Origin of the sequence: Gottfriedia sp. S16(2024) (genome assembly GCF_050473765.1) — a bacterium.
Lineage (GTDB): Bacteria > Bacillota > Bacilli > Bacillales > Bacillaceae_G > Gottfriedia.
Map to the genome: position 1 here is coordinate 1,172,467 of NZ_JBFLUO010000001.1, position 18,931 is coordinate 1,191,397.

Annotated in this window: 18 protein-coding genes; all 18 read right to left on the reverse strand. The window is 34.4% G+C overall.

Annotated features, from left to right (window positions below; translation table 11 throughout):
• Nucleotides 1–1,590: a putative polysaccharide biosynthesis protein gene (locus tag AB1282_RS05620; RefSeq protein ID WP_056474467.1), complete on the reverse strand. Its 1,590-nt coding sequence runs from the start codon at nt 1,588–1,590 to the stop codon at nt 1–3.
• Nucleotides 1,591–1,813: 223 nt separating this feature from the next.
• The gene (gene spoVT, locus AB1282_RS05625) at nt 1,814–2,350 is read right to left on the reverse strand and encodes a stage V sporulation protein T (protein WP_056474471.1); all 537 of its coding nucleotides are present in this window, start codon (nt 2,348–2,350) and stop codon (nt 1,814–1,816) included.
• Nucleotides 2,351–2,581: 231 nt separating this feature from the next.
• Entirely contained in the window at nt 2,582–6,112 is a 3,531-nt protein-coding gene (mfd, locus tag AB1282_RS05630; RefSeq protein WP_056474473.1) for a transcription-repair coupling factor, read from the reverse strand.
• 177 nt (nt 6,113–6,289) lie between these two features.
• Nucleotides 6,290–6,523: an anti-sigma-F factor Fin gene (locus AB1282_RS05635; RefSeq protein WP_056474476.1), complete on the reverse strand. Its 234-nt coding sequence runs from the start codon at nt 6,521–6,523 to the stop codon at nt 6,290–6,292.
• A 90-nt stretch (nt 6,524–6,613) separates the two neighbouring features.
• Nucleotides 6,614–7,177, reverse strand: coding sequence for an aminoacyl-tRNA hydrolase (gene pth, locus AB1282_RS05640; protein ID WP_082459581.1), 564 nt, complete (start codon nt 7,175–7,177; stop codon nt 6,614–6,616).
• Between the two features lie 101 nt (nt 7,178–7,278).
• Nucleotides 7,279–8,232 carry a ribose-phosphate diphosphokinase gene (locus AB1282_RS05645; protein ID WP_056474480.1) on the reverse strand — a complete coding sequence of 318 codons (954 nt, stop codon included), beginning with the start codon at nt 8,230–8,232 and terminating at the stop codon, nt 7,279–7,281.
• A 44-nt stretch (nt 8,233–8,276) separates the two neighbouring features.
• Nucleotides 8,277–9,635: a bifunctional UDP-N-acetylglucosamine diphosphorylase/glucosamine-1-phosphate N-acetyltransferase GlmU gene (glmU, locus tag AB1282_RS05650; protein WP_429898681.1), complete on the reverse strand. Its 1,359-nt coding sequence runs from the start codon at nt 9,633–9,635 to the stop codon at nt 8,277–8,279.
• Nucleotides 9,636–9,776: 141 nt separating this feature from the next.
• Complete coding sequence (gene spoVG, locus AB1282_RS05655; protein ID WP_056474486.1) at nt 9,777–10,067, reverse strand: septation regulator SpoVG; 291 nt, start codon at nt 10,065–10,067, stop codon at nt 9,777–9,779.
• 911 nt (nt 10,068–10,978) lie between these two features.
• Nucleotides 10,979–11,350, reverse strand: coding sequence for a RidA family protein (locus tag AB1282_RS05660; protein WP_056474488.1), 372 nt, complete (start codon nt 11,348–11,350; stop codon nt 10,979–10,981).
• A gap of 51 nt (nt 11,351–11,401) precedes the next feature.
• Nucleotides 11,402–12,244 carry a pur operon repressor gene (purR, locus tag AB1282_RS05665; protein WP_056474490.1) on the reverse strand — a complete coding sequence of 281 codons (843 nt, stop codon included), beginning with the start codon at nt 12,242–12,244 and terminating at the stop codon, nt 11,402–11,404.
• 53 nt (nt 12,245–12,297) lie between these two features.
• Nucleotides 12,298–13,167 (reverse strand): 4-(cytidine 5'-diphospho)-2-C-methyl-D-erythritol kinase, encoded by an 870-nt coding sequence (ispE, locus tag AB1282_RS05670; protein ID WP_056474493.1) that lies wholly within the window; start codon nt 13,165–13,167, stop codon nt 12,298–12,300.
• 184 nt (nt 13,168–13,351) lie between these two features.
• The gene (locus AB1282_RS05675) at nt 13,352–13,510 is read right to left on the reverse strand and encodes a small, acid-soluble spore protein, alpha/beta type (protein WP_056474548.1); all 159 of its coding nucleotides are present in this window, start codon (nt 13,508–13,510) and stop codon (nt 13,352–13,354) included.
• Nucleotides 13,511–13,628: 118 nt separating this feature from the next.
• The gene (veg, locus tag AB1282_RS05680; protein ID WP_429898682.1) at nt 13,629–13,898 is read right to left on the reverse strand and encodes a biofilm formation stimulator Veg; all 270 of its coding nucleotides are present in this window, start codon (nt 13,896–13,898) and stop codon (nt 13,629–13,631) included.
• A gap of 204 nt (nt 13,899–14,102) precedes the next feature.
• Complete coding sequence (gene yabG / locus AB1282_RS05685) at nt 14,103–14,981, reverse strand: sporulation peptidase YabG (RefSeq protein WP_429898683.1); 879 nt, start codon at nt 14,979–14,981, stop codon at nt 14,103–14,105.
• A 178-nt stretch (nt 14,982–15,159) separates the two neighbouring features.
• Entirely contained in the window at nt 15,160–16,035 is an 876-nt protein-coding gene (gene rsmA, locus AB1282_RS05690; RefSeq protein WP_429898684.1) for a 16S rRNA (adenine(1518)-N(6)/adenine(1519)-N(6))-dimethyltransferase RsmA, read from the reverse strand.
• A complete protein-coding gene (gene rnmV / locus AB1282_RS05695) occupies nt 16,035–16,589 on the reverse strand; it encodes a ribonuclease M5 (protein WP_056474503.1) in 555 nt (184 codons plus the stop codon). Before rnmV ends, rsmA begins: the two co-directional genes overlap by 1 nt.
• 140 nt (nt 16,590–16,729) lie before the next feature.
• A complete protein-coding gene (locus AB1282_RS05700; RefSeq protein ID WP_429898685.1) occupies nt 16,730–17,938 on the reverse strand; it encodes a ubiquitin-like domain-containing protein in 1,209 nt (402 codons plus the stop codon).
• 186 nt (nt 17,939–18,124) lie between these two features.
• The gene (locus AB1282_RS05705; protein ID WP_056474510.1) at nt 18,125–18,895 is read right to left on the reverse strand and encodes a TatD family hydrolase; all 771 of its coding nucleotides are present in this window, start codon (nt 18,893–18,895) and stop codon (nt 18,125–18,127) included.
• Between the last annotated feature and the right edge of the window lie 36 nt (nt 18,896–18,931).

Sequence of the window (18,931 nt, forward strand, 5' to 3'; positions counted from 1 at the left end):
TTAAGAAAGCCATTTCTGTAGTTTTTCGCTTTTAACGATTGAGCTTAGCTCTTCTACTGTAAATAACTTAATTTTTATTAATACAACCGCAAATGCGATCGCACCTACAACCGCTGAAGATAGCGCCTCAACTAACATCCTTAAACGAAGCGGATTAATAAACATTGCATATTTTTCATAAACGTATTCATAACCATATACACAACCATACATAAAGGCTAAAGATACTAGTAATTTCAAAATAAACTTAAAGTCAAAAAATGTAACTTTTGACAATTTATATATATAAGCTAAGTTCAAAATCGTAACAATGATTAAAGCAGATACCGTTGAATATGCTGCTCCTTTCGATCCGATTTGCTCCATTAAAATAACATTTCCAATAAATTTAACACATCCTCCAGCAATTACATTTAAAGCTGGAATTAAACTTTTACCTAACCCTTGTGCAATTGAAGATGTCGTAATCGATACGCCAGCAAAGAAGATCGATATACATAAAACAGTTAGGACATCCGTTCCTAAATCATTTCGATAAAGCATGATATTCGTCGGATGGATAATTGAAATTAACCCAATTGTTGCCGCTGCTCCTACTACAATACTTACTCGGATGGCACCTGATATTCGAGTATTAATAGAATGATGTTCTTTACGAACCAATTCACTAGATAAGTACGGAATTAGGGCCAGTGAAAATGATGAAGCAATGACAGAGCCTAATTGAATTAGTGGAAATCCACGGTCATAAATACCCTTTACTAGCTTAGCACCTTCAACATGGTAACCATATTGTACTAATAACGGATAAAAAGAGAGTGAATCAATAAACTGAATGAATACAAGTACTAAACTACTTAAGCTTAGTAAGATTCCTTGATATAAAATTGTTTTTAATTCTAAGCGATAGGTTTTAAGCAAACCAAATGATGGTATCGTTAAACCAGAGCCCCGAAAAGAAACCCAATAAAAGAAGTACAGTATCGCTGCAATACTACCAAGTATCGAACCTGAAACGGCCCCTGCACCTACAATATAAAGATTGTCGGTCGTTTGCATTAAGTAAAGTGACAGCACTAAAATCGTAATAACTCGAATTAACTGCTCAATCACCTGACTGACTGAAGTAGGTCCCATATCCCCTAAACCTTGATAATATCCTCGAAATGCTGAAGTTATTGGGACAAATAAAAAGCCAACACTAACAACACGAATTAACATCGCTAGATGATCATCACGCATAAACTTCGCTATACTATTACTGCCTATGTATAAAGTAAAGAAACACAATATACCAATGACTAACAACATCATAAATGTTGCATAAACCAAATCTTTAGCACCTTTATCATCTTTTTTCGCCAATCTTTCAGCAACATAAGATGATAAAACTAAAGGAAAGCCATATGTAGAAAAAGCTAAAGCAATTGCGTAGACAGGATATACTTGTTGGTAAATATAGTAACCTAAATCGCCGGCAATATTTTGATAAGGAATTTTATAAAACGCACTTAGTACTTTCGATAATAATGATGCTATTGTTATGAACAAAGCCCCTTGTAGGGCTGCTTTTTGCTTAGCTTTTTGCAAAAGGATAACAACTCCTTTGTTAGACGGTTCACCCTTTAATGTATTACATTATTAGGGCTTATGTAAAGAGTTGCCAAAAGAAAAAACCTCTCTTTTCCAAATTTAGCAAGTAATGGTGTTTTTATTAAATGTACATCCAGTAGTTTATGCCAAAGGGTAAAACGAAAAAACAAAGACCAGTTAAGGTAATATTCCTTTACTGGCCCATGTACTTCATATATGATTATTGCTCCATTTGTCTAGCCAAGAAGTTAGTAGCAGTATCGATTGCTTTCTTTTCAACTTCAGAAATTGTTTTATCTTTTGAAAAGATAACAACAGCTCCAATTGGATCCCCGCTTGCGATGACTGCTCCTACTGCATAGGATTGATATTTTTCAATGACACTTTCGATAAATGAAGCTTCCCCAGGCTCGCCAACTACTTTTGAGTTACGCTCTGCCATAGTTTTTTCGATGATATCACCAATGTTTTTGTTTAAGTATTCTTTTTTGGAAGCCCCCGCAACTGCTACGACTGAATCTCGGTCACTTATAATGACTGTATGTCCAAGTGTGTCGTAAAGTGCATCAGCGTACTCCTTCGCAAAATCACTTAATTCACTAATTGGTGAATATTTCTTTAAAATGACTTCTCCATCTCGGTCCACAAATATTTCTAATGGATCACCTTCACGAATCCGTAAAGTTCTCCTAATTTCTTTTGGTATTACTACTCGACCTAAATCGTCAATTCGACGAACAATACCTGTTGCTTTCATACTTGTAAAGCGCCTCCTCACTTACTTGCATGTCTACGTTGATGAAAGATACCCGAGTGACAATGAGGTAAGGTCACCCTTAATTAATGATAGTATCCTACACAACGAAAGTTCTATACAAAATAAGTGAGATTTTTTAACACCTTTACTAAAAATATAGTACTGTAAGCACTTTTTGGTAACTTTTAATGACTTTATCACCAAAATAAAGAAGCCATTCGTACTACTTTCTTATGCATTTACACTCTCTTTTTTCACGTTCTTTAATCCATTAATTAAACCTTCTAGCGTTGTAAGCCAGTCAGCTGGATTTTTTCCTTTTACGTCTAGCGTTACTTTTAATTTCGATCCATCCATTCCTAGGCCAATGCCTCTTCCGAATGAATTACATAATTGGAATAACTTCCCACCGTCGATATTAGTACTTGCCTTCTCAGAGAAATAAACACTTACTTCTGATTTAACTTGTTTAATAAGCTCAATCTGCTCTGCAATCGCTAAAAGTTTAATATGAGCAACTTGACATAGATAGCCTACTTCTACCGGGAAATCACCAAAACGATCCATTAATTCATCTTGTAAATCATTTAACTCTTCAAACGTTTCAACACGTCTAAATTGCTTGTACATCTCAATTTTTTGCTTACTATCTTGAATATACGTATCAGGTAAATAAGCATCAACTTCAATGTCAATTTCAATTGAAATGATATCTTCTTTCTTAACTCCTCTACGCTGTTCGATTGCATCTTTTAACATTTGAGAATATAAATCGAAACCAACCGAATCGATAAATCCGTGTTGTTGTGCTCCAAGTAGATTTCCTGCACCTCGTATTGATAAGTCACGCATAGCAATTTTGAAACCTGAACCTAGTTCTGTAAATTCTTTAATTGCTTGCAGACGCTTCTCGGCAACTTCAGTCAGTACTTTATCCTGTTTATATGTGAAATAAGCATACGCTACTCTATTCGAACGTCCTACACGTCCTCTTAATTGATAAAGTGTTGATAATCCCATTCGATCTGCATCATATACAATCAATGTATTAACATTTGGAATATCCACGCCCGTTTCGATAATCGTCGTGCTTACTAATACGTCGTATTGGCCATCTAAAAAGGCATACATAACTGATTCTAATTCGCCTTCATTCATTCGACCATGTGCTACAGCTACTTTTGCATCTGGTACAAGCATCGAAATCTGTTCAGCCATACGTTCAATATCTTCTACCCGATTGTATAAGAAATATATTTGTCCATCTCGGGCAAGCTCTCTTTCAATCGCTTCTCTCGCTAATGCAGCATTATATTCAACTACATATGTTTGAACCGGAAAACGATTTTCTGGTGGCGTTTCAATAACTGATAAATCTCTTACTCCTAGCATTGACATATGCAATGTACGAGGAATCGGAGTTGCAGTTAACGTTAAAACATCTATATTTGCTTTTAGTTGCTTTATTTTTTCTTTATGAGATACACCAAATCTTTGCTCTTCATCAATAATTAAAAGTCCTAAATCTTTATATAAAATATCCTTCGATAATAGGCGATGTGTTCCAACTACTATATCGACAGAGCCCTCTTTTAGGCCTTTCATCGTTTCAAGCTGCTGTTTACGAGATCGGAAACGATTTAACACACCGATATTAATAGGGTGATCTTGAAACCTTTCCCTTAATGTTTCGAAATGCTGCTGTGCCAAAATTGTAGTAGGAACTAAAATAGCAACTTGCTTACCTTCCACAATTGCTTTAAAAGCAGCTCGAATAGCTACTTCAGTTTTTCCGTATCCTACGTCACCACAAAGCAGTCGATCCATTGGACGTTCTCTTTCCATATCCTTTTTAATTTCATGAATTGATCTAAGTTGATCGTCAGTTTCCTGATAAGGAAATGAAGATTCAAATTCTTGTTGTTCCAAGCCATCAGGTGAAAAAGCGTAGCCTTTTGATGCTTCTCGTTCTGCATAAAGCTTAATTAAGTCATCAGCTATATCCTGAACGGAGCCTTCAACTTTCTTCTTAACCTTTTTCCAATCAGTTCCACCAAGCTTATAAATCTTCGGCTCTTTACCTTCAGATCCAACATACTTTTGAACTTGATCAATTTGTTCAATTGGTACGAATAACTTGTCGTCGCCATGATATCGAATATGTAAATAATCTTTATGAATACCATTAATCTCTAATGTTTCAATTCCCAAAAACTTACCAATACCATGATTTACATGAACAACATAATCTCCAACTTTTAATTCTGAGTAATTTTTTATTCGTTCAGCATTTGATAACTTTGTATTGATTCTTTTTTTCTTCTTAGCTTTTTTCGTGAATAGCTCACGCTCTGTTATTAGAACGAATTTTTCTAAAGGAAGTTCGAATCCAGAACGAAGATCACCTTTCATGATGTATACTTCACCATTTTTGATTTGTTCAAGAGAAGAAATAATTTTACCTTCAATTTTGTAATCTTCTAATATATTTTCAATTTTATTTGTTCTTTCGTCACTTTCGCCGAGCATAACGATTGTATATTTATTTTTCTTCCAACGGTCTAATTCATTTTTTAACAAGCTCATTTGACCATGAAACTCTTGCATCGATTTACATTGAATCGAAACTACCTGTTCTGGATGCGTATGAGGTACTCTTCTTGGAAAAAGACTCGTATGAATTTGTTGACGCTTTCTCGAATGTAGTAATTCAAAAAAGTCATGTGAAAAACTTACTCCATGTAACGCATTTCCTTCAGCTAATAAGGAAGTATACCACTCTGCTTCATCCTTTTTAAGCTGCTCTACGATTTCATGGACCCTCGAAATCTCATCAATAACGACAACAGTTTCCTTAGGAACGTAATCTAGTAAACTAAATTGGTTTTCATAGATTAGACCAAAATATTTATATATTTGATCAATCAATTGCCCTTGCTTTAATTGCTCAAGATCATAAGTTACCTTTTCAACTAATAACTCTTTTACTTGTTGGTCACTTATTTTTGATAGGGTTTCTTTAAAAGCTTGTTCGATTCGTTGAACTCCTAATTGCAAATCAGTCTTGGAAATAATTCTTTCCGTCGCTGGGCCAATTTGGACACTCTCATACTTTGTAATAGATCTTTGGGAATCAGGAGAAAACGAACGGATCGAATCGATTTCTGTATCAAAGAGTTCAATTCGAATAGGATCTTCATACGTTAATGGATAAATATCAAGAATTCCTCCGCGTACGCTAAATTCTCCTTTACTTTCGACCATCCCAACGCGTTCATAGCCCATTTGGACAAACTTTGAAACCAAATTCGATAAGTCGATATCTTCACCAATTTCAAAATTGATCTGGTAGCTAGACCATAATTCTGGAGATGGCAAATAGCCAATTAATCCCGATACAGGTGTAACCACTACCGACGGTTTTTTTGACATCAAACTGTTTAAGGCAATTAATCTTTGTGATCTAAGCTCTGGACTTGATACTGCAATCTCTGAAGCAATCAGTTCATTTGCAGGATATAAAAATACTTTGTCTTCCCCAACTACTGATTTTAGATCTTCCGATACTTTTTGAGCTTGGAGAAGATTATTTGTCACGATTAACTGCGTTTGTCCAGTTTCTTTAAAAACAGCTCCAGAAAGCAATGTTTTCGCAGACCCCGTTAAGTTTGTAACTAATTGTTCTCTTAACCCATTTTTTAGGCCGTTTATTATTTTCTTAATATCTTTATACTGGTTAAATTGTTCAATTAAACCAATCACGAAGTCAATCTCCCCTAACAGTCAATCTAAGTAACAATAATCTTAGTTGAAGTTTATATTTATAGTTTTTTAGTAATTTGCTCCATTTTAAGTGGCATTTGTATAGATAAACGCACTCCATCTTAACGGAGTCTAGAAAAAAACAGAAAAACGCCTCAGTTATAAACCAAAGGCAATTTAATTTATGAAATTCTTATATTCATGGTAATGTGGAAACTCAGATAGAGTCATTTCGCAATCCTCGCACACAATATAAATTACTTGATTAGGAGATTGAATAAAGTTTACAAAATCGCTCAATTCTTCATCGAAAGAATGACAATACGAAGATGAAACTTGTAACAACTGTTGTTTTTCAATACTACCCATTTGTTTACTACAATACCTACACTGACAATCTAATAATTCCATTACTTCCTCCATACTACAAAAAAATTCATATATACAGTATGGATTGTACTAACTATACTTATTCAATGTGAAAGCTTAAATTCCTGTTTTTTATTTTTTATTATATTGATTCATTACATCCACGAAAGAATGCTTTAAAAAATATTCACATGCATCTGCGGCTCTTTTTACACCATCAACTACTTCCGCAATTTCTTCTTCAAAGAAGTTTGATAATACATGATTTACGACACTCATTCCATTTGACGGACGATCTACTCCAATTCGAACACGTTGGAATTCCTGTGTTCCTAAATGCTGAATTAATGACTTTATACCATTATGACCCCCAGCACTTCCTTTTGTACGTAGACGTAGCTTTCCGGTTGGAATATCCATTTCATCATATAGTACGACAAGATCTTCTAAATCAATATTAAAATAATCCATAAACGGTCTTACACATTCACCTGACAAGTTCATATATGTTAAAGGTTTTAATAAGAAAACTTTTTCTCCGTTCACAATTCCTGAAGTATAAATACCATTAAATTTTTGTTGGGTTAATGAAATGCCCCATCGGTGAGCCAATTCATCGATCGCAATGAAACCAATATTGTGTCGCGTTCTTTCATACTCTCTACCCGGGTTGCCTAATCCTACAAACAACTTCATTTTATTATCCTCCATTCTAATCTTGGTTATATTACGAAAAGACGTAACCACTTCTGGTTACGTCCTCTTATAAGTTTTAAAGCAAAGATGTAATTTTTATATTAATCAAATAAAGTACTTACTGATTGCTCTTCATATACACGAATAATCGCTTCACCTAATAGGCCAGCAACTGATAATTCAACAAGTTTATCAGTCTTTTTATCTTCAGTAAGACAAATTGAATTTGTTACAACTAATTCTTTAATACAAGAGTTTTCAATACGATCAATTGCCGGTCCAGACAATACAGGGTGTGTACAACATGCATATACTTCTTTTGCACCGTGCTCTACTAATGCATTAGCAGCAAGTGTAATTGTACCAGCTGTATCAATAATATCATCAATTAAGATAGCCGTTTTACCTTCAATATTACCGATGATGTTCATAACTTCAGAAACATTTGGTTTTGGACGACGTTTATCAATGATAGCAATCGGAGCTTTTAGACGATCTGCCATTTTACGTGCTCTTGTTACTCCACCATGGTCAGGAGAAACAATTACGATATCTTCAAGCTGTTTTTTTCTAAAGTAATCTGAAAGGATAGGTACACCTAATAAATGATCAATCGGAATATCAAAGAATCCTTGAATTTGTGGTGCATGTAAATCAAGTGTAATCACTCGAGTTGAACCAGCAGTTTCAAGAAGGTTTGCAACTAACTTAGATGTAATTGGCTCACGTGAACGAGCTTTTCGATCTTGACGAGCGTAGCCGTAATAAGGAATTACAATATTAATTGTTTTTGCTGATGCACGTTTTAAAGCATCAATCATAATTAATAATTCCATAATACTTTCGTTTACAGGGAAACTTGTTGATTGAATGATAAATACATCACAACCACGGATACTTTCCTCTATGTTAATTTGCACTTCTCCATCGCTAAAACGAGAAACCGAGCATTTACCAAGCTCTACACCAATGTGTTTTGCAATTTCTTCAGCTAATTTAGGATTCGAGTTTAGAGTAAATACTTTTAAATGCTTGTCTGGATAATGATTAGGCATGTTTCGTGTACCCTCCGCTTTTTTTCTTTTCTTTTTATCTATAATTAATTTTTATAGTAACCTTCTTTGTTCACTTGTCTTGCTCTTGCAATTGCTAGTGAATCTTCTGGAACTTCATCTGTAATTGTTGAACCAGCTGCAATGTATGAACCTTTTTTCACAGTTACAGGTGCAATTAAATTTGAATTACAACCAACAAAGACATTGTCCTCAATCGTTGTTTTAAACTTGTTTTTACCGTCATAATTCACAGTGATTGAGCCACAACCAAGATTAACACCTTGACCGATTTCCGCATCACCAATATAGCTTAAATGAGATGCTTTACTTCCGTTACCAAAAGTAACTTTCTTAGTTTCAACAAAATTTCCAATTCGAACTTCATCACCTAATGTTGACGCCGGACGAATGTGAGCAAATGGTCCAACTGAAGTTGAATGACCAATTTTACTTTCATGTACAACCGATTGTTTAATAACTGTATCATTACCAATTTCACTATCAATAATTTCAGTATTTGGGCCAATTGTACTACCCGTTCCAATTATACTATTTCCATAGATCATTGTACCAGGGTAAATAATTGTATCCGAACCAATTTTTGCATCTGCAGAGATGTATGTGCTATTTGAATCAATAATCGTTACACCGTTCAACATATGCTTTTTGTTTATATTTTTGCGCATGATTGATTCTGCAATAGATAATGCATATCGATCATTTACACCTAATGTTTCATCGAAATTTGCTGTTTTATATGCAGCTACTATTTCGCCTTTTGCTTTTAGTATCTCAATAACATCTGGTAAGTAGTACTCACCTTGAGCGTTATTATTATTTACTTCGTTTAATGCTTCAAATAATGCTTTATTATCAAAGCAATATGTACCTGTATTTATTTCTTGAACTGTTAGCTCTTCTGGACTTGCATCCTTATGCTCAACAATTTTTAATACAGACCCATTTTCGCCCCTAATTATTCTACCATAACCAGTTGAATCCTCAAGATGAGCTGTTAAAATTGTAGCTTTTGCCTGTAATCTTTCATGCTCATCGAATAAAGCTTGAATTGTCTCTGGTGAAATTAAAGGAGTGTCGCCACAGATTACTAAAGTAGTTCCTTCTTTATCTTTTAACATTGGCGCTGCTTGAATAACAGCATGTGCAGTACCTAATTGCTCATCTTGTAGAGCATATTCGCTATGATCACCTATTTGTGTTTTAACTAATTCCGCTCCGTGACCTACAACGGTTACAATATTTTGTACACCAACTGATATTACGTGGTCTACAACATGTTGAACCATAGGCTTCCCACAAACAGGGTGTAGTACTTTATATAATTTTGATTTCATTCTAGTACCTTTTCCTGCAGCTAGAACAATCGCATATTTATTTGACATAGTCATCCTCCATCAATCTAAATACCTATACCTGGTAGCTCAAAATGCTAATTTTAATATTTTTCCACAAAATACATCCATTTTATTATACCATAAAAAAAGAACCCATTATACATTAATGGGTTCTTTTTGGTCATATTTTTAAGAAGCACCTGCTTCTTCAAAGTCTTCTTCTAACTCACCTACACGGTGATATTCAGCTAGTACAGAATCCTGTATTTTGCTACGAGTTGAAGAGTTAATCGGATGAGCGATATCACGGAACTCTCCATCCGGAGTACGTTTACTTGGCATTGCTACAAATAAACCGTTATTACCATCGATTACGCGAATATCATGAACAACAAATTCATGATCTAATGTAATTGATGCAATAGCTCTCATACGACCCTCCGTGTTTACGCGGCGTAGTCTTACGTCTGTCACTTCCATCTTGTTCACCACCTTTATCAACTTAAACCATAATTAGTAAGTTTCAACAATTATCAGTAATTTCCTTCTTTTTGGAAATTTTTTTATTTAAATTATTTAATTTTTACAAAAGTTTATTAAATAGAGGCCTCAATCTATTTATCGGAATTTTTTAATTGAATTTCAGTGAAAAAAAAAAAAAACCTGAAAAAATTTCAAGTTTTTTCATGCTGTTGGAAACAACCTTGTCAATTAATTATCAAATTTTCGTAAAGGGAGTTTAGTGATGTTGATTTCCACTACGGGGTGCTCGCTTTCCATGGGGCGAGACCTGAGCCTCCTCGGTGAGCCTGCGGGGTCTCAGCCTTCCCGCATATCCCATAGGAGTCGAGCACCCCTTCGTTCCAATCAACTTATTCATCAAAAAAAGTCTGCAATAAAAATCTAATCTAATAGCCCTTTACTTAGCGTGAACTAACAGTTGTTTATTAATCAGTTTTTGGGTCAATCAATATCAAACATTTTAATAAACTATCGATTGAACTTGTTTTTCTAAAAATTAGCCTTAATATTTTTAACTTCTCAAGAATAAACAATTAAAACAATTAAAACCGCTCAAACATATTAAGATTTAGAATCGTTATTAGATCGTAAGAAATGAATTCTATTATCAATAAGATTCACTTAATATCCGTTATATTTAGGTTTTTAAAAGAATAAGTATTTAAAGGAGAAAACAAGAAAACTGCAAGTAGGTCAAGATTCATTAAGAAAAAGAGTAAAAAATAAAAAAGTTGCATTAATAAATGTTCAACATAATACCAACGATATTCACAACTGCTTAACTTTCACTTATTTTTCTATTTTCTAATATTGACTACGTAATATATCCAAACAATAAAAAAAACCTGAAAAAATTTCAGGTTTTGGGCTTATATAACTGCGATACATTCGATCTCTACTAATACGTCCTTAGGTAGTCTTGCAACTTCCACACAGCTTCTTGCAGGTTTGTGTCCATTGAAAAACTCTTCATAAATAGCATTAAAGTCAACAAAAGTTGTTAAATCTTTTAAAAATACAGTTGTTTTAATAACTTTTGATAAGTCTGTTCCAGCTTCTTCTAGCACTGCCTTAAGGTTTGCAAACACTTGCTTTGTTTGTTCCTCAATTCCACCTTCTACAATATTTCCTTCTACAGTTAATGGAATTTGTCCAGAAGTGTATAATAATCCGTTAGCGATTATCGCTTGAGAATATGGTCCAATTGCCTTTGGTGCATGATCAGTATGAATTAATTGCATTATGTATCTTCCCCTTCTTCATTATATACAAGTAGCTTATTTATCTAACGACTATAAGCTTTCAGTTTTAATAAATGATTCTTCTTGGAAATTGCCTCTTTCAACTCGAATAAGCTGTTCTCTTTCATTTACCTCAGATAGCTTTACAAGTGATATATAATCTTCAACTAATCTTTCTTCAATATTTACTGCCTCAACTAATACACCAATTCCCGCAACATTTGCCTGAAATTCCTTAAGCAAATTTTTCATACCAGTAACCGTTCCACCAGCTTTCATGAAATCATCGATAATTAAAACATTTGAACCTGCCTCGATGCTTCTTTTTGCCAATGACATTGTTTGTATACGTTTTGAAGAACCAGATACGTAGTTAATACTTACTGTTGACCCTTCCGTTACCTTGTTATCTTGACGAACAATTACAACTGGTACATTTAAAAAGTTTGCAACAGCATACGCTAAAGGAATTCCCTTCGTTGCGATTGTCATAACAATATCTATTTTTTGATTACTGAATATAGATGCAAACATACGGCCTACACTATTAACATAGTTAGGATTGCTTAATATATCAGTCATATATAAGTATCCACCAGGCAACACTCGGTCTGGTTTTTGAAGTAAATCACATAATTCTTCAATTACTGTATTTACTTCTTGATTACTAATACTAGGAATATACTTTACACCACCAGCTGCTCCTGGCACAGTCAATAGTGTCCCAATTCCTTGCTGTTCGAACGTCTGTTTTATAATACCTAAATCTTCACTTACTGATGATTTAGCAGACGCATATAAATCAGCAAAAAATGTTAATGATACTAATTGTTGTGGATGATGCAACAAATAGTGTGTCATACCTACAAGACGAGAGCTTCTTCTAATTTTCATGCAGCACCTCAAATCACGAATATTTTATAAAAATTTTATAATAATATTCGTTTTTAATCAAGTTTTTCCCTTTCACCTAACATCCGAACGGCGTATACTTGATCGCAGAAACCTTTTAGTCCGTTATAAACACGATTCATCCTAGAATCATGGCGAACTAATCCAAATACTGTTGGACCACTTCCGCTCATTAAAACGGCATCAGCACCAAAACGTTTCATTTGATCTTTAATCATTGCAACTTCAGGGTGTAATTGCAATGTAACTGATTCTAATACATTTCCTAATGACAGACAAATATCGTCGTAATTTTTATTCGAAATGGCATTAACCATACGATTTACATCAGGATGTTGAACATTATCTAATTTAAGCTTTTGATAAACAGTTGCTGTTGAAACGCCTTGTGTCGGTTTCGCTAAAATAACCCAACAAGGTGGGGGTGTATCGATATGTTCAATCTTTTCACCACGACCTGTAGCTATAGCTGTTCCTCCATAAACACAAAATGATACGTCCGACCCGATTTTAGAACCAATTACCGCTAATTCATCTAACGAACAATTTAAATTCCAAAGCTTATTTAGACCTCTTAGTACTGCCGCAGCATCTGAACTACCTCCAGCTAAACCAGCAGCTACAGGAATATTTTTTGTAATAAAAATATGCGCTCCTAATTTAACTCCGAACATTTCTTTTAGTAGCATCGCAGCCTGATAAGCTAAATTGCGTTGATCATCAGGTACGTACCGATTATGTGATGTAACGACAATTTTATCTTCTTGAATAAGCTCTAATTCAATTCGATCGGCTAAATCGATTGTTGTCATGATCATTTTTACATCATGATAACCGTCGTCTCTTTTCCCTACTACGTCTAATGAAAGATTTATTTTCGCAGGAGCCTTCACCATTAATTTCACTATTCTCACCTTCTTATGAACACTTACTTTTTTGCTATTGTATCATAATTAACTCATAAGAAAAATGTAACCCAATGAAAGTAAGCTAGAACAGTAAATTTTCTTTTAAGAAGATTCACAAAAACCGAAGCATTTTGCTTCGGTTTGATGTGTAGACAAATTCGCTTGTCGAAGTGAAGATTGTTTATTGTTGCTTATTAGATAATTGTAACTCAGCTAATTCGATTGCCCTTTTAACCATGTTGCCGGCATCCTTCGCTCGGATGCCTCCCCAGCCTTCTTTTTGAACGACGTCATAGAAACCAAGATCTTTTGCAAGTTCTTCTTTAAAGCCCTGTGACATGATACCTTTTTTTCTTCTACCCAAAAAAAGCAACCCCCTTTTTCCACTTCGACATGATTAGTATGTGTATATCTGTTAAATTTCATGAATAATAAAAAGAAAAGGACAGTAGAAAATTCTACTGCCCATTCGCCATTAGTCCACTTGTATGGTCATCACAGAAAAACAATTCAACTGTTTCTGTTAAAATATCTGCATAACTAAAAGATAAGCGTTCAAATGCGTTCTCTTCTTGATCTAATTGTACTACGAATATGGATGGATATGTTTCTGCTAATACACCGGAACGTTCCACAGTCTTTCTACGGCCGCTGTTTGCTTTCAATGTAAGTCGTTTTCCAACATGACTATCTAAAGTATCCTTTATTTCAGATAATTTTTTTGCCATTTCATACCACCTCACTATGACAAGTATACCATCTTATGTAAACTAAGTCAAAAAAGATAAAATTATACCAACGATACAGGTTACCTGTCAATATTTTTTTGCAACACCCGATTATTATTTGTGAAAATCAGAAAAATTATGTATGAAAATAAAAAAAAGATTTTCTACAAACGAGTTCTCTCGTTAATGTAGAAAATCTTTTCCTTATTCCTCTTCCATCGATTGGAAAGGTAGCCCTGTTCTTAAAATTCCTTTTGTTTCTACTCCGCCTAGTCCTTTTTCACCTGTAATTGTATTACGAACTACTTCATAAACATTTACTCGATCCATAAATGATGTGAAGCTTATCTTCCCAACTACATAAACGGGATCTAAAGCATGTATGTTTACCCTCGTTGGTGAGCTGGCAAAGTTTGCTCCCGCACGTATAATCGCTTCAAAGTGAGATTGACATGCCCCAGCAAAAATAACAAGGTGGTCTAAAGATGGAACCTTTTTTCTCGCTTCTTTTACAGCTTCGACAAAATATCTTGAATGTCTGTAAGCTTCTAAATCAGTAACGACCCCTTTTGCCTTTGTGTATGCATCATGACCAGTAATAACTAGTATATCGGGGCGATAATGATCTAAATAATAACCAATTTTCGTTGGTAATTCTGTTTCCTTACAATAGATTCCCTCAACGGGAACACCCATCTTATTATACATTTCAAGACATTTTTTTAAATAAATTGGATCTCCATCGATGTGAAGAACCCGACCTGGTATTTGAAAAAGATTTACATCTGTTCTAAATCCATTCGTTGCTTGAAATCTTCTTTTTTCTTTTTGCTCCATAGCTTCCCTTTTAAATAGTTTGTAGTTTTCCTCAATTTGAACAGATGATCTCTTACCTTTTTCTCGATACTCTGATTCAATGATTACTCGCAGGTCGGATAAAGGCGAATCAGCAATTAAACGAAAATCGTCACCATATAAAACAGCAATGACTTCATCCCCGATTTGTTTTACCTCCACTACTCGAAAAACTAGGTCATATTTATAAGATGCTCTTTCTACTATATCCCCTACATTAATATTCACATGCCTTCCCCTCCAAAATTGCTTAAGTACACTACGAGTTCGCTCTCTTTTTTTAGATTATGTATGGACAAAAAAAAGGGTGAAAGGAAGGTTTATTGAACTTATGTGGGGAATCAGAACTAAATATAAAGCATCAAATAAAAAAGATGACTACAAACTAGTTGTAATCATCTTTTCGTTATTTTACTTGTTTATATAGACTATTACTTAATGTTGCAAATTCTTGAATTGATAAAGTTTCTCCTCTTCTTGTGCCTTCAATACCTGCCTCTTGAAGACAAGCTTCAAGTATTGCCTTATCTTTTTTCAGATGAGAAAAATTATTTAATAAATTATTATTTAATGTTTTTCTTCTTTGCGCAAAGCTAGCTCTAACTACTTCAAAAAAGAATGATTCATCAATTACCTCTGCTGCTGGTTCTTCTCGTTTTACTAGCTTTATAACAGCAGAATCAACGTTTGGCTGTGGCATGAAGACCGTTCTAGGTACAGTCATAACCGTTGAAGCATGTGTATAAAACTGTATTGCTATTGATAGTGAACCATAATCCTTTGTCCCCGGCTTTGCGGAGATACGGTCAGCTACTTCTTTTTGCAACATACAAACAATTCCTCTGATTGGTAAACCTTCAGTTAATAGCTTCATGATTATTGGTGTCGTTACATAATAAGGCAAGTTTGCGACTACCATTATATCCGACTCATTTGGTAAATGCTCATTAATCGCTTTTTCAACATCTGCCTTTAGAACGTCTTCATTAACGATTTGTATATTATCATATGGAGAAAGTGTATCTTCTAAGATTGGGATTAGTCTATTATCAATTTCAAAAGCTAATACCTTCTTAGCACGCTTAGCAATTTGCTCAGTTAATGCCCCAATTCCCGGACCAATTTCAATTGCACAACTTTCTTCAGTTAAGTCTGCATAACTTACAATGTTTTCTAGTATATTTGTATCAATTAAGAAATTTTGACCAAAGCTTTTTTTAAAGAAGAAATCGTACTTGGCTAATATTTCTTTCGTTCGACTAGGTGTCGCGATATCCTTCATTATTTTTCCTCCATTAAAACTTTTTTTACTGCTTGCCCAAATTCATCTTTTGATATTTGAAACATTTGCAGTCTTTTCTCTAGTTGCTTACCGTTTGTATAACCTATATTAAGAATTTTACCAAGTTTATCTCGTCTTTCACTTGATGAGGGATGTCCAATTAACCCAGCATCTATTAAATCTTCCTTAGTAATTTCGGATTCAACTTCGATAAATTCCTGCTTAACATGAATTAAAGCATTTCGAATAGATTCTCTAGTAGCATGCTCGATCCCTAATCCTTTTTTACCTGAACGAACAGCTTCTTCCTTTGGTAAAAACGCATGCTTACACCCTGGTACGTGCTCTTTAATAATCGAGCGTATACGTTGACCAGGATAATCAGGGTCTGTAAATACAATTACTCCTCGAGTCTCCTGAGCATGCTTTATTAATTTTAAAGTATCCTTATTTATAGCAGAACCACTTGTTTCAATTGTATCTGCATCCACAGCTCTTTTAATTGCCGCCGTATCATCTTTACCTTCAACAACAATGATTTCTTTAATTTTCATTTGTTCCTCCAACCAATACAAGTATATGTAATCATACCATAAGGATAATAAAACTTCATACTCTCTTAAAAGTAGTATAAAAAAAAGCAGAAGGACTTATCCTTCTACTTTCATTCAAACAACGATCTATTTTAAAAATATTAACTAATAATACGAATTTTCACAGTACGACGACCAAAATTATAACAATCGTCTTTTGTAGGCATTAAAATATCGATTCTTCTGCCTTTAATTGCGCCACCAGTGTCACCAGCAATAGCAACGCCATATCCTTCAACCCAAACTTTAGATCCTAAAGGAATAACTTTTGGATCAACTGCAATCAGTTTTGTGTTAGGATTTTTACGTACATTAATACCTAAAGCTGTTACACCTGACATCCCCGCATCATAAGGTGAATATGCAGTTGCTTCAACAGACATTTCTTTCACCTTACTACTTGATTTAGGCGTACTAGATTTTACTAATGCACTTGATGTTGGTACAGACTTTGTTCCAACTGCAACTACTCGATCAACTGGTTCTTTTAATATCGTTTCATCAACTAGTGTTTTAGAAACTACTTTACCATTTTCTTTAATCAGTTCAAAGTTACGTTTAACAAGTCCTTTTACACCTTCTGAAATGACCGAAGATTCATCTTTATTCATTGAAGAATCTTTTTGCTCTTTTTCTTTAAAATCTACAGGCTCTTCCACCACATCGTTGACTTTTTCGACACGGATAACTCGAACTGTATCATTTTGTTTGATCATTTCGCCGGCACCTGGTTCAACTCGGTCAAATTCGTTTAAAGTAATGTTCTGCTTTTCTAAAAAGTCAGCGACAGTAGTCGAAGTTGCAAACACTTTTTTAGAAACTCCTCCGTCATTTAATACCATTGGGAATGCTTTTTCGTAAGATACCTTACCATTTTCCTCTAACGGTGTTGACAGTGCAGGCATTATAACATCATCAGGGTTGATCTTAATATTTTGTTCCTTTAATAATTCCTCTACCGTTTGAGCAGTTGTCATAATGACTTTTTCTTGCCCATCGATCGTAAGTTTAACAGGTTTTGCTAAATGAACCGTAATATCCATATCATCTGATATTTTCGTTTTGGCTGACGGATATATTTCATCTGCATTCGTAATATTAATATTTTGTTCTTTTAATAATTCAGCCACAGTATTTGCATGTGTTTGAATAACTTGTTCCTTCCCGTCTACCTCAAGAGTTACTTGTTCTTTAAGTCCCTCATATGCTCCTGTACCTACTGATCCAGTGAAAACTAAAGCTCCTGCAATTTGTACTGCTAGTTTTTTACTACTCCCAAGTCTAGAAAGTAACCTATTCGCGTCTATCACGATTTTACTCCTCCTTTTCGCCTGAGAAAAAAGATTGACTAGCTCCAAACCTATTAACTAGTGCTTCTACTCTACTGAATGTATGTTTACTAGATTTAGAAGTAGAAGAGTTTTCTTTCGACAAATTCTTCAACTCTTCATACGTGAACTGTGACGAATGTTATGTATTCGTACTAGTTCATGAGATCATTTGTTAATCTGAAAAATATTACACGCATTTTCGAAAGTTCGTTTTTGAACTTCCTCAACTGATATGTTTTTTAAACGTGCAATCTCATCAGCAACAAGTGATACATAGCTAGGTTCGTTTCTTTTTCCTCTATACGGATGTGGTGTTAAGTATGGACAATCCGTTTCGATTAATAGATTTTCTAACGGAATCTCTGTCGCTACTTCTTTTGGTTTTTTTGCATTCTTAAATGTAACTGGTCCTCCCAATGAAATATAGAAGTTCATTTTAATACATTCTTTTGCAGTTTCCACACTTCCGCTGAAGCAGTGCATGATGCCACCTACTTCTGATGCATTTTCTTCTTTTAAAATGGTTACAATGTCTTCAGTTGCGTCTCGATTGTGAATGACAATCGGTAGTCCACATTCTTTTGCTAATTGAATTTGTTTACGAAATACTTCTTTTTGAATTTCTTTTGGAGATTTATCCCAGTAGTAATCTAATCCGGTTTCTCCAATTGCTACTACTTTAGGATGTTTTGATAATTCCTTAATCCATTCAAAATCTTCTTCAGTTGCGTCAATTGCATCAACTGGATGCCAGCCAATAGCTGCATAAAGAAAATCATATTTCTCAATTAATTCCATAGCCTTCGTAATTGTTGGTCGATCAAAGCCAACAACTACTTGATGAACAACTCCTGCTTCTAGAGCTCTACTAATTACTTCTTCAAGGTCTTCTTTGTATTGATCTGCATTTAAATGTACATGTGTATCAAAAAGCATTTCTACTTCCCCTTTGCTCATCTGAGATTTAGTCTA

Bases quoted from the DNA above. Each gene is read 5' to 3' on its own strand.
- rsmA (WP_429898684.1), bottom strand. From the start codon at position 16,035: ATGAAGGATATCGCGACACCTAGTCGAACGAAAGAAATATTAGCCAAG.
- spoVG (WP_056474486.1), bottom strand. From the start codon at position 10,067: ATGGAAGTGACAGACGTAAGACTACGCCGCGTAAACACGGAGGGTCGT.
- veg (WP_429898682.1), bottom strand. From the start codon at position 13,898: ATGGCAAAAAAATTATCTGAAATAAAGGATACTTTAGATAGTCATGTT.
- rnmV (WP_056474503.1), bottom strand. From the start codon at position 16,589: ATGAAAATTAAAGAAATCATTGTTGTTGAAGGTAAAGATGATACGGCG.
- pth (WP_082459581.1), bottom strand. From the start codon at position 7,177: ATGAAGTTGTTTGTAGGATTAGGCAACCCGGGTAGAGAGTATGAAAGA.
- purR (WP_056474490.1), bottom strand. From the start codon at position 12,244: ATGAAAATTAGAAGAAGCTCTCGTCTTGTAGGTATGACACACTATTTG.
- AB1282_RS05635 (WP_056474476.1), bottom strand. From the start codon at position 6,523: ATGGAATTATTAGATTGTCAGTGTAGGTATTGTAGTAAACAAATGGGT.
- spoVT (WP_056474471.1), bottom strand. From the start codon at position 2,350: ATGAAAGCAACAGGTATTGTTCGTCGAATTGACGATTTAGGTCGAGTA.
- AB1282_RS05645 (WP_056474480.1), bottom strand. From the start codon at position 8,232: ATGCCTAATCATTATCCAGACAAGCATTTAAAAGTATTTACTCTAAAC.
- AB1282_RS05660 (WP_056474488.1), bottom strand. From the start codon at position 11,350: ATGCAATTAATTCATACTGATCATGCACCAAAGGCAATTGGACCATAT.
- glmU (WP_429898681.1), bottom strand. From the start codon at position 9,635: ATGTCAAATAAATATGCGATTGTTCTAGCTGCAGGAAAAGGTACTAGA.
- AB1282_RS05705 (WP_056474510.1), bottom strand. From the start codon at position 18,895: ATGCTTTTTGATACACATGTACATTTAAATGCAGATCAATACAAAGAA.
- AB1282_RS05675 (WP_056474548.1), bottom strand. From the start codon at position 13,510: ATGTCACAGGGCTTTAAAGAAGAACTTGCAAAAGATCTTGGTTTCTAT.